Source organism: Phreatobacter sp., assembly GCF_022843985.1.
In the GTDB taxonomy this organism is placed as follows: domain Bacteria; phylum Pseudomonadota; class Alphaproteobacteria; order Rhizobiales; family Phreatobacteraceae; genus Phreatobacter.
In genome coordinates this window covers 129,039-139,640 of record NZ_JALHMP010000010.1, presented here as the reverse complement: position 1 = coordinate 139,640, position 10,602 = coordinate 129,039, and the positions used below count along the sequence as shown (strand labels likewise).

The 10,602-nt window shown below is 69.7% G+C and carries 13 protein-coding genes and 1 tRNA gene; 6 read left to right on the top strand and 8 right to left on the bottom strand.

The window, feature by feature from the left end:
- The 5 genes from Q0C57_RS09470 to Q0C57_RS09450 form a co-directional block, all read right to left on the bottom strand.
- A partial coding sequence (locus Q0C57_RS09470) for a translation initiation factor IF-2 associated domain-containing protein (protein ID WP_296575426.1) occupies nucleotides 1–556 on the bottom strand: 556 nt, incomplete at its 3' end.
- Nucleotides 546–1,298 carry an RNA-binding protein gene (locus Q0C57_RS09465; RefSeq protein WP_296575424.1) on the bottom strand — a complete coding sequence of 251 codons (753 nt, stop codon included), beginning with the start codon at nucleotides 1,296–1,298 and terminating at the stop codon, nucleotides 546–548. The genes Q0C57_RS09470 and Q0C57_RS09465, both read right to left, overlap by 11 nt.
- A gap of 19 nt (nucleotides 1,299–1,317) precedes the next feature.
- Nucleotides 1,318–2,907: a transcription termination factor NusA gene (nusA, locus tag Q0C57_RS09460; protein WP_296575421.1), complete on the bottom strand. Its 1,590-nt coding sequence runs from the start codon at nucleotides 2,905–2,907 to the stop codon at nucleotides 1,318–1,320.
- 13 nt (nucleotides 2,908–2,920) lie between these two features.
- Nucleotides 2,921–3,715 (bottom strand): ribosome maturation factor RimP, encoded by a 795-nt coding sequence (gene rimP, locus Q0C57_RS09455; protein WP_296575453.1) that lies wholly within the window; start codon nucleotides 3,713–3,715, stop codon nucleotides 2,921–2,923.
- 216 nt (nucleotides 3,716–3,931) lie between these two features.
- The gene (locus Q0C57_RS09450) at nucleotides 3,932–4,342 is read right to left on the bottom strand and encodes a TIGR02300 family protein (protein WP_296575419.1); all 411 of its coding nucleotides are present in this window, start codon (nucleotides 4,340–4,342) and stop codon (nucleotides 3,932–3,934) included.
- Between the two features lie 133 nt (nucleotides 4,343–4,475).
- Between Q0C57_RS09450 and aroA the strand changes: the two genes are divergently transcribed.
- The 4 genes from aroA (at nucleotide 4,476) to Q0C57_RS09430 (ending at nucleotide 7,737) form a co-directional block, all read left to right on the top strand.
- Nucleotides 4,476–5,813, top strand: a complete 1,338-nt coding sequence (gene aroA, locus Q0C57_RS09445) for a 3-phosphoshikimate 1-carboxyvinyltransferase (protein WP_296575417.1) — start codon at nucleotides 4,476–4,478, stop codon at nucleotides 5,811–5,813.
- Entirely contained in the window at nucleotides 5,810–6,445 is a 636-nt protein-coding gene (cmk, locus tag Q0C57_RS09440) for a (d)CMP kinase (protein WP_296575414.1), read from the top strand. Before aroA ends, cmk begins: the two co-directional genes overlap by 4 nt.
- On the top strand, nucleotides 6,442–6,807 hold the full coding sequence (locus Q0C57_RS09435; RefSeq protein WP_296575411.1) for a helix-turn-helix transcriptional regulator: 366 nt from the start codon (nucleotides 6,442–6,444) through the stop codon (nucleotides 6,805–6,807). Before cmk ends, Q0C57_RS09435 begins: the two co-directional genes overlap by 4 nt.
- A 189-nt stretch (nucleotides 6,808–6,996) precedes the next feature.
- Entirely contained in the window at nucleotides 6,997–7,737 is a 741-nt protein-coding gene (locus tag Q0C57_RS09430; protein WP_296575407.1) for a hypothetical protein, read from the top strand.
- Between the two features lie 47 nt (nucleotides 7,738–7,784).
- On the opposite strand, the gene Q0C57_RS09425 is transcribed toward Q0C57_RS09430, so the two are convergent.
- Nucleotides 7,785–8,492 carry a methyltransferase domain-containing protein gene (locus Q0C57_RS09425; RefSeq protein ID WP_296575450.1) on the bottom strand — a complete coding sequence of 236 codons (708 nt, stop codon included), beginning with the start codon at nucleotides 8,490–8,492 and terminating at the stop codon, nucleotides 7,785–7,787.
- Nucleotides 8,493–8,672: 180 nt separating this feature from the next.
- Here Q0C57_RS09425 and gloB point away from each other — a divergent pair, with 180 nt between their 5' ends.
- On the top strand, nucleotides 8,673–9,440 hold the full coding sequence (gloB, locus tag Q0C57_RS09420) for a hydroxyacylglutathione hydrolase (RefSeq protein WP_296575404.1): 768 nt from the start codon (nucleotides 8,673–8,675) through the stop codon (nucleotides 9,438–9,440).
- A gap of 13 nt (nucleotides 9,441–9,453) precedes the next feature.
- Here the strand turns inward: gloB and Q0C57_RS09415 are convergent, their stop codons facing one another.
- Nucleotides 9,454–9,699, bottom strand: coding sequence for a DUF1674 domain-containing protein (locus tag Q0C57_RS09415; protein WP_296575403.1), 246 nt, complete (start codon nucleotides 9,697–9,699; stop codon nucleotides 9,454–9,456).
- A 109-nt stretch (nucleotides 9,700–9,808) separates the two neighbouring features.
- Between Q0C57_RS09415 and Q0C57_RS09410 the strand changes: the two genes are divergently transcribed.
- Nucleotides 9,809–9,893 (top strand) — tRNA-Leu (locus tag Q0C57_RS09410).
- Nucleotides 9,894–9,957: 64 nt separating this feature from the next.
- Here the strand turns inward: Q0C57_RS09410 and Q0C57_RS09405 are convergent.
- Nucleotides 9,958–10,596, bottom strand: a complete 639-nt coding sequence (locus tag Q0C57_RS09405; RefSeq protein WP_296575401.1) for a glycosyltransferase — start codon at nucleotides 10,594–10,596, stop codon at nucleotides 9,958–9,960.
- Nucleotides 10,597–10,602 lie beyond the last annotated feature (6 nt).

Sequence of the window (10,602 nt, the reverse complement as noted above, 5' to 3'; positions counted from 1 at the left end):
CGTCGAGGCTGCGCGGCCGCTCGTCGCTGGCGCGGCGGCGCGATTCGAATTCGGCGCGGCGGCGGGCGTCGTCCTCGGCGCGGCGGCGCTCGTCCTCGTCGCGCTGGCGGCGATCCTGCTCGGCACGTTCGGCGGCACGACGGGCCTCCTCCTCGGCGCGGCGGGCCTGTTCGTCGACGGACACCTTGCGCTCTTCGGCCTCGCGGACCCGGGCTTCCGCCAGGACGCGGTCGCGCGCCTCGCGCTCCTCGTCGGACAGGGTCCGCAGGATCATGCCGGCAGCCGGCGGCTTCGGCGCCGTCGGGGTGGCGGCGGCTGGCGCTGCCGGGCGCGGCTTCTCGGCGGCAGGCGCGGCGGCCGGGGCCTGAGCCGGCGGCCGGGGCGGGGCGAACGAGCGCGGCTTCGCCGAAACCTTCTCCACGACGACCGTCTTGGTGCGGCCGTGGCTGAAGCTCTGGCGAACCATGCTCTGTTCGTTACCGGCGGGCTTCTTCAGGCTGAGGGTCTTCCCCGTCAGGCTGATGGTCTTGTCGCCGGAGGTCTTCTCATCGGTCATTCGGTTCTGGTCCTGCACCAGGCGGCTGAGTCCTGGAAATTCGGTGTTTCGGCTCGTTGACGGAAGCCGGAGGTCCCCCTCCGGTCACGTCACCGGTGCGGTAAACCTCGAGGGCCATGCAGCGCGCGAGTGCGTTTTCGCTCGGCCCGCCGGCGAGCAGCGCAGCATGTATCACATTCATGCGCCCCAATGCCAAATCCAATTGCAGCGAGGTGAACGCCGTCACCCGCGGCAGGGTATCGGGTTCGTCGCCGAAGATGCGGCGCAGGACCTGGCCAAGCTTGCGGACGCCATCATCGCTGGCATCCGCGGCGTGAATCAGGCCTGCGGCAGTGTCGCCGGCCAGCGCCGCCTCGACCTTGGAGAAGCCGGCGACCACGGCGCCGGCCTTGTTGGCGAGCGACAGGGACGACAGCGCCTGAGCCTCGAGCAGCTGGTCGACCAGCGCCGGCAGATCGGCAGGCCACGCCACGGGGGTCTTGAAGGCGCGAGCGAAAAGCTTGCGCCGGACCGCCTCGGCAACGGCGGCGCGGGTGGCTGTCACCCAGGCGCCACGGCCGGGGAGGCGGGCCTTGAGGTCGGGCACGACCATGCCGTCGGGGCCAAGGACGAAGCGGATCAGGCCATCCGGCGCACCGGCGCGGCGGTTGACGATGCACGTGCGCTCACTGCCGGCGCGCCCCGTCAGGGGCCCGCCGTCCAGTGCCAGCTCAGGCGCGTCGTTCTCCACCGCGATGACCACTCCCGCCCATCTCCCCGGCTCAGGCTTCGGCTTCAGCCGTCTCGGCCTCTTCGGCAGCCTCGGGCGCCTCGATCCAGCCGGCCTTGACGCGGGCCTGCATGATCATCGCCTCGGCGTCGTCCTTGGTCAGTTCGAAACCGTCGAGGAAACCGGCATTCTTCACCGACTGGCCGTCCTTGCGCTCGGTCCAGCCGACGAGGTCGTCCGGGACGCAGCCGGCGAAGTCCTCGAGCGACTTCACGTCGTTCTCGCCGAGCTTGACCATCATGGCGGTGGTCAGGCCATCAACCTGACGCAGGTCGTCGGCGACACCGAGTTCCACACGCTTGGCGTCATGCTCAGCCTCGATGCGGGCGATATAGTCGAGGGCGCGGCGCTGCAGCTCCTGCGCGGTGTCCTCGTCGAAGCCCTCGATGGAGGCAAGGTCGGAGAGTTCGACATAGGCGACCTCCTCGACCGAGCGGAAGCCCTCGGAGGTGAGGAGCTGGCCGACGACCTCATCGACGTCCAGCGACCCCATGAACAGCTTGGTGCGGGCCTCGAACTCGGCCTGGCGACGCTCGCTCTCCTCGGCCTCGGTGAGGATGTCGATGTCCCAGCCGGTGAGCTGTGAGGCGAGGCGCACGTTCTGGCCGCGGCGGCCGATGGCGAGGGAGAGCTGCGGATCGGGCACGACGACCTCGATGCGCTCGCGGTCCTCGTCGAGCACGACCTTGGCGACCTCGGCCGGAGCGAGGGCATTGACCACGAAAGTGGCGATGTCCGGGTTCCAGGGGATGATGTCGACCTTCTCGCCCTGCAATTCGGCGACCACCGCCTGGACGCGCGAGCCGCGCATGCCGACGCAGGCGCCGACGGGGTCGATGGAGGAATCGCGCGACACGACGGCGATCTTGGCGCGCGAGCCGGGATCACGGGCGACCGCCTTGATCTCGACGATGCCGTCGTAGATCTCCGGCACTTCCTGGCCGAACAGCTTGGCCATGAACTGGGGATGGGTGCGCGACAGGAAGATCTGCGGCCCGCGCTGCTCACGGCGGACGTCGAAGAGATAGGCGCGGACGCGGTCGCCGTTGCGGAACATCTCGCGCGGGATCAGCTCGTCGCGGCGGATGATCGCCTCGCCGCGGCCGAGATCGACGACGACATTGCCATATTCGACGCGCTTGACGAGGCCCGAGACGATCTCGCCGACGCGATCCTTGTACTCGTCGAACTGGCGGTCGCGCTCGGCCTCGCGGACCTTCTGGACGATGACCTGCTTGGCCGACTGGGCGGCAATGCGGCCGAAATCGAAGGGCGGCAGGGTCTCGGCGATCCAGTCGCCCGGCTGGGCGGCCGGGTTCTTGCGGCGGGCTTCCTCGGTGGCGATCTGGGTCGCGACGTTCTCGATCTCGTCGACCACCTGCAGCAGGCGGGACAGGCGGATCTCACCGGACTTGGCATTGATCTCGGCGCGCACCTCGGTCTCCTGACCGTAGCGCGAGCGGGCCGCCTTCTGGATCGCGTCCTCCATGGCTTCGAGGACGATCTGGCGGTCGATCTGCTTCTCGCGTGCCACCGCATCCGCGATCTGCAGCAATTCCAGTCGGTTTGCCGAAACGGCCATGGGTCGTTCCCCTCTAGCGGGATGGTTTGGGTTTGGCGTAGCGGCCCGGGCCCTTGGGCTTCGGTCCGCGGGAATAAGGCGTGCCGGGCGACGGCTTCTTCTTCGGCGCCTCGGCGGCGCGGACCGGGCGGGGGGTGCCGGGACGCAGGATCACGAGTTCGGTGTCGTCGGTGGCGTCCTCCGCCTCGCCGCCGTCGCCGTCGAACGCCTCGTCCTCGTCGTCCTCGTCCATGGCACGGCCGGCGGCCTTGGCGCGGCGCAGGGCCTCGCGGATGAGGTCGTCGGTGAGCACGAGACGCGCCTCGCCGATCTCCTCGATCGGCAGGACGATCTCGGCGGGCTCGTCACCCTTGACGTCGGTGCGACGGATCCTGGCGCCGGTCCCCTCAGCGCCGAGGATGAAGCCGCGGAAGCGCTTGCGGCCGTCCTGGGCCACCGCCATCTCGATCTTCGCCTCATAGCCGGCCCAGCGCGCGAAATCGCCGACGCGGACGAGCGGCCGGTCGATGCCGGGGGAGGAGATTTCGAGGTTGTAGGCCGCGGCGATCGGATCCTCGACGTCAAGGACCGGCGACAGCGCCCGGCTGGTTGCCTCGCAATCGTCGATGGTGAAGGTGCCGTCGGGCCGCTCGGCCATGATCTGCAGCGTCGAGCCGCCACCCTGCGACCCGGAGATGCGCACGCGCACCAGCCGGAAGCCGAGACCCTCCAGCACCGGCCCGGCGATGGCGGCGACGCGGGCGGCGACGCCCGTCTCGACGATCAGGCGCGGATCGGCATCGGCCGGGGCGGGCGCCGCGGCGGGCAGATCATCGGTGAGGCGCGGCTCTTCCGCTGGCAATCGAAGCTCCGAAACGGGACTCGTCGGCGGCGGAAACAAAAAGAGCGGGTCCCCGCAGGAACCCACTCTCACGATAGCCATCGATGAGGGTGTATGAATGACCGAAGTCGACAGTTCTCATACGCGCGCCGCGGCCGAAGCGCAAGAGGGCAGCGGGCGTCGCCGCCCGCCGGCCCACCCGTCCTACTGGTCGTCCTCGTCGTCGGCAGCGTCGCCGATGAGGTCGGAGACGTCGCCGTCATCCTCATCCTCATCCTCGGCGAGGAAAGTGTCATCGTCATCGGCGGCGTCCTCGACATCGACGTCGACATCGTCGTCGATGGCGGCGGCCTTGGCCGGGGACGCCTCTTCCTCATCCGCCTCTTCGAGGCTGACGAGCTCGGCATCCGGCACCTCGAGCTCGGCATCTTCCTCGTCGGCCTGCGGCACCACCTTGGCGGCGGCGGCCGCGGCGCCGCGGCGGGAGGGCTCGAACATGACGCGCTGCAGCACCTCGCCCGTATAGGGCGAGACGATGGGGTCGCGGTTCAGATCGTAGAACTTCTTGCCGGTCGTGGGGCAGATGCGCTTCACGCCGAGTTCGGGTCTCGCCACGGCGGACTCCCTGAATGGATCGCACTTCGTTTGAAGGGGGGTCAGTTGGACGCAGAGCCCCGGCTTGTCAAGAGGCTTGCGGCGCGGGATAGAGCGCGGGATCGGTTTTTCGAACGGACGGGACCTTCGCACCTTGAGCGCCTCGCAGAGCAAGACCCCGCTGACCGCCCGCCGCGGCGCCGCCCTGACGGGCCACATCACCGTGCCGGGCGACAAGTCCATTTCCCACCGGGCCCTGATGTTCGGGCTGCTGACGGTGGGCGAAACCCGGATATCGGGGCTGCTGGAGGGCGAGGACGTCCTCAACACCGCCAAGGTGTGCCGGCAGCTGGGAGCCACCGTTGAGCGCACCGGCCCCGGCGCCTGGCGGGTCCACGGCGTCGGCGTCGGCGGGCTGAAGGCGCCGGTGGAGCCTCTCGACTTCGGCAATTCGGGTACCGGGTGCCGGCTGATGATGGGCGTGGTCGGCTGCCATCCGATCCGCGCGACCTTCGACGGCGATGCCTCGCTGCGCAAACGTCCGATGCGGCGCGCCCTCGACCCGCTCGAACTGTTCGGCGTGGCGGTGGTGGCCCAGGGCGAGGGCGGACGCCTGCCGCTGACCATCGAGGGCCCGAAGGATGCCGTGCCGGTGACCTATGAATCGCCGGTGGCCTCGGCGCAGGTGAAGTCCGCCGTCCTCCTCGCCGGCCTCAACGCGCCCGGCATCACCACGGTGATCGAGAAGGAGGCGACGCGCGACCATACGGAGCGGATGCTCAGCCATTTCGGCGCCAGCGTGACGGTGACGCCGCATGGCGAACACGGACGGCGGATCGATCTCGTCGGCCAGCCCGAGCTGAAGCCCGCGCCGGTCGTTGTGCCCGCCGACCCGTCCTCGGCGGCCTTTCCCATCGTCGCGGCGGCGATCGTCCCGGGATCGGACGTGACCGTCACCGGCGTGATGATGAACCCGCTGCGCACCGGCCTCATCACGACGCTGATCGAGATGGGGGCCGAGATCGCGGTGCTGAACCCGCGGGTGGAATCGGGCGAGGACATCGCCGACCTGCGCGTGCGCGGCTCGCGCCTGACCGGCGTCGACGTGCCGGCGCATCGCGCACCCTCGATGATCGACGAATATCCGATCCTCGCGGTGGCTGCCGCCTTCGCCAGCGGCCCGACGCGCATGCGCGGCCTGCACGAGCTCAGGGTGAAGGAATCCGACCGGCTCGCGGCGGTGGCGGCAGGCCTCGCCGCGGCCGGCGTCGACCATGTCATCGAAGGCGACGACCTCATCGTCGCGGGCAACGGCAAGACACCCGGCGGCGGCACGGTCGCAACCCACATGGACCATCGCATCGCCATGAGCTTCCTCGTCATGGGCCTCGCCACGGCGGAGCCGATGCGCGTGGACGACACCGCCTTCATCGCCACCAGCTTCCCCGATTTCGTCGGGCTGATGCGCGGCCTCGGGGCGGATTTCTCGTGATCATCGCCATCGACGGCCCGGCGGCCTCGGGCAAGGGCACCCTCGCCCGGCGCATCGCCGCCCATTACGGCCTGCCGCATCTCGACACCGGCCTGCTCTATCGCGGCGTCGGGCAGATCATGCGCGACCGCGGCTTCCCGCTCGACAATGTCGAGATCGCCCAGGTCATCGCCGAGCACCTCGACCTCGCCGACCTCGACGCGGAGAAGCTGCGCACCCGGGAGGCGGGCGAGGCGGCCTCGGTGGTCGCCGCCCACGGTCCGGTGCGGCGCGCTCTCCTCGCCCTGCAGCGCGCCTTCGCGGCCCAGGCGGGCGGCGCGGTGCTCGACGGACGCGACATCGGCACGGTGATCGCGCCCGGTGCCGCGGCCAAGCTCTTCGTCACGGCGAGCCCGCAGGAGCGGGCGCGGCGGCGCTTTCGCGAACTGGTCGCGCGCGGCGAATGCGCCGATACGGACGAGGCGCTCGCCGCCGTGCTCGCCGACATCGCCCGCCGCGATGAACGCGATTCCGGCCGGGCCGACGCGCCGCTGGCAGTGGCCGCCGACGCGGTGACGCTGGACACGACCGCGCTCGATATCGAGGCGGCCGTCGCGGCGGCGCTGGCGGCCGTCGAGGCCAGGCGGCGATGACGCCGTTCGGCGCCCGGGTCCGGACCTTACGCGAGGCGCGCGGCGCCACCCTCACCGCCATGGCCGAGGCGGTGGGCGTCTCGCCCGCCTATCTCTCGGCGCTGGAGCACGGCAAGCGCGGGCGCCCGAGCTGGTACCTGATCCAGCGGATCATCGCCTATTTCGGCATCATCTGGGACGAGGCGGAGGAGCTGGCGAAGCTCGCCGAGATCTCCCATCCGCGCATCGTGATCGATACGTCCGGCCTGTCGCCGCAGGCGACCGAGCTCGCCAACCTGCTGGCGCGGCGGGTGTCGCTCCTGTCGGATGAGGAGATCGGCGAGCTGCTCTTCGTGCTGAAGTCGAAGCTGCCCGGGCGGTAGCCAGCCCTTCTGAAAGCTGCCGCCGCCTGATTGGACCAGCTCGCCCTGTTGTTTCTCATCGAGACAAAAAACCCGGAGCGCCTTGCCTGCGTCATCATTGTTTTTTCGTCGCGCTAACCGTCCATTAGTAGGACGGCCTCATTTCTTGCTGTCGATGAATGCCAGCGAAATCTTCGGGGATGCTTCGGGATGGCTATCACGCGGCGCGATGTTGTGGTCGGAACCGGTGGGCTGGCTGGGGCTCTCGGGCTCTACGGCGGGTGGCGCCTTCTCGTGCCGAGCGGGACGCTCCGTTATCGGCTGACCGTGGAGGTGGAGGTCGACGGCGAAATCCGGACCGGGACGAGTGTCGGCGAGGCCACCTATACGTCCATGCGGAGACTTCCTTTTTTGCTGACTCCTCCCTTCGTGTCGGATCTCAAAGCCGAAGCCACGGTCGTGGACCTCGGGCCGCGGGGGCTTCTGTTCGTCTTGATTGGCAGGCTCAGACACCCCCCCGGCTACCGTACCGTCGCGAGCAATTACCTCGCTGCCATCATACCGTGGGCATTCGGGTTTGGTGAGGAGACCATCCGCTCTATTTCATCCCTCAATAAGACGGTCGATCTCGCGGGCGACCTGCTGCCCCCGATGATCAAATTCGGCAGTCATCTGCTCCCTGAAAGCGCTCAGTTCGTCGACCCGAACAATCTCGAGCGATCGTTCGGCCCGAATGTGCGCCTGCGACGGGTCCGCCTGGCCACAACCCACGAGCCCATCACCAACCAAATCGAAAAGGTGCTCCCCTGGCTGCCAGGCTGGCAGGGTACGGTTGACCACAATGCCTGGATCGGCGGTGTTCCCGTCCTTCGTTCGCCTGATTTGGGAAGAGTTCACTTCACGCAGGGCCTGCCTTCGGCGCTTGATCGGATTTTTTCCTTCCGCGGATGAGGCGGCGATCGTCTTGCGAGACCAGGGATCGCGGCGGGTTGTCTGAGCTAGCCCTCGGCATCCCCCCGACGCTCGACGCCGCGCGCCGCCGGCTGGGGCGCGAGCACCGGCCGGAACAGGTCGACGGTGCGCTCGCGCCGGAGCGGGACGGGCTTGTAGACCTGTTTCGTCGCCTCGACGAGATGGACGCCGGCGAAGGGCAGGGTCAGCGCCGAGCCCATGCGCTCCCAGGCGATGGCGGAGCGCAGGACCAGGGTCGTGCTGAGCGGCGGCACCCAGAGCGCCTGGCTCCAGGCCACGGGGGTGAAGGAAGACTGGCGCATCAGCTCGGTGAGCTGGCGGGCCGAATAGGGGCGGCCTTGGCCGAAGGGCGTTGTGTCGCGCTGGGCCCAGAGGCCGCGGCGGTTGGGCACCACGGCCAGCACCTTGCCGCCCGCCGCCAGCACCCGCCAGGCCTCGCGCAGCAGCGCCTGGACGTCGTTCGACACCTCCAGTGCATGAACGATGAGGAGCCGGTCGACGGCGGCATCCGCCAGCGGCAGCATGTCGTCCTCGACCAGGGCGGCACGCCCCGGCCGGGCCGTCGGCCAGGAGATGACGCCCTGGCGCGCCGGCATGAAGGCGAGGGAGCGGTCGGCCTCCTCGCGGAAGATGCCGAGATAGGGCGTGCAATAGCCGAGGCCGACGGTGAGCATGCCGCGCGCCGAGGGCCAGTGGATACGCACGGCGCGCGTCACCATGCGCCGGGCGACCATGCCGAGCGGCGAGGAATAGAAGGCGCGCAGATCGATGACGTCAGACAAGCCGGGCTTTCCGCAAGGACCCGGCAGCATGCCGGCCGGCCGGAGAATGGAATGGCCATCGGCCACAGGCAATGGCATAGAGCGGCAAGGGTGAACGGTTTCGACCGATCCCCCCTCGCTCCGGAGATGCCCATGGCCGCCGACGTTCACATGTTCACCTGCCTCAGCGACAATTTCGGCGCGCTGATCCATGATCCGGCGACCGGCGCGACGGCGGCCATCGACGTGCCGGAGGCCGAACCGGTGCTCGCCGCGGCGAAGGCCAAGGGCTGGACGATCAGCCATATCCTCGTCACCCACCACCACCCCGACCATGTCCAGGGCATCGAGGCGGTGAAGGCCGCGACGAAAGCGCATGTCATCGCCAATGCAGCGGATGCCCATCGCATCCCGCTGGTGGACGAGACCGTGGCGCCGGGCGGCAAGGCGCGCTTCGGTTCGCTGGAAGCGGACATCATCGACACGCCCGGCCACACGGTCGGCCACATCGTCTATCATTTCGCGAGCGAGAAGATCCTGTTCTCCGGCGACACGTTGTTCTCGCTGGGCTGCGGCCGCCTGTTCGAGGGCACGCCGCAGCAGATGTGGGAGGCTCTGAAGGTGCTGCGGGCACTGCCCGACGACACCGCCGTCTATTGCGGCCACGAATATACCGGCTCGAACGCCAAGTTCTCGCTCATGGTCGATCCGGACAATGCGGCGCTGAAGGCGCGCGCCGAGGAGGTGTTCGGGCTGCGCGAGGCCGGCCAGCCGACCCTGCCGACCACCATCGGGCAGGAGAAGGCGACGAACCCGTTCCTGCGCGCCGACGATGCCGCCATCGCGGCCGTGCTCGGCATGCGGGGGCGGCTGCCGGCGGAGGTCTTCGCCGAGCTGCGCGAGCGCAAGAACAAGGCGTAAGGCGGCGGGAGCCTCAGAAATCGACGGCGATGCCGCCGACTTCCCAGTCATCATAACGCACGGGATCGGCGCCGCCGCGGCCGTGGATCTCGGGATGGGCGGCGAGTTCGGCCGCCCGGGCGTCGAGGAGCGCACGGCGCTCGGCCGCCTCGGCCAGGGCGCGCTGCGCGGCAGCCGACAGCACCTTGACCGGGGTCTCGATGCGGGCGGTGGGCTGGGCGATGGCAACGGCGGTGGAGAAGACGGGATTTTCGCTCATCGGGGCTGAAGATGGCGCCGACTGCGCCCAAGTCAAGGCGCGCCCCGGCGGATCCTGCGCCCGGCGGCGTTGACCCGCCGCCGGGCGTGGCTATAGTCCGCCGCGCGTTGCCCCTATGGCGGAATTGGTAGACGCGCTCGACTCAAAATCGAGTTCCGCAAGGAGTGCTGGTTCGATCCCGGCTAGGGGCACCATTCGGCTGCGCGCAGCCGGCCACCCGCGACCGCCACGGCCGGCTCCCTGCCGCGCGGATTGCGGTCAGCGGCCGCGGAGATAGGCGATGAATTCCGGCAGGGCCTGGCGGACCGTCAGGACGAGATGCGTGGCCGTGGTCCGCGCCCAGCCGCGCCTGGCATAGCGGCGGCTGCTGGTGGTCACGCGGGCCCCGACGGGGCGCACGGGCACGCCGGCGCGATGGGCCCGCCAGACCAGGAGATGGTCCTCGCCGCGGGGAACGGCGGGATAACCGCCGAGGCGGTGGAACAGGTCGGCGTCGAGACAGAGGGCCTGGTCGCCGAAGGGCAGGCGCAGCAGATGCGAGCGCAGCCGGACGCCGGCGCCGTTCAGCCCCATGATGGCGGGGCCATCGAAGCCGACATCGAAGAAGAGCAAGGCCTCGGGCGCCTGCGCTGCCGCCGCGCGCAGGGCGGTGATCGCCCCGGGCGTGAGTTGCGTGTCGGCATGGACGAACCAGAGGTGGTCGCCGGTGGCGACGGCGGCGCCCGCATTGAGGCTGTCGGCCCGCGAGCCGCCGCGGGCGAGGAAGACTTCCATGTCAGGGGGCAGAAGGGCGATCAGGGCTTCCGGGACCAATTCCTCGGCGGCCAGCGGCAGAATGACGCTGAAGGCCGGCTTCGACACCGTCGCCGCAGGCCGGCGCTCGACGGTCAGCAGCACGGGCGC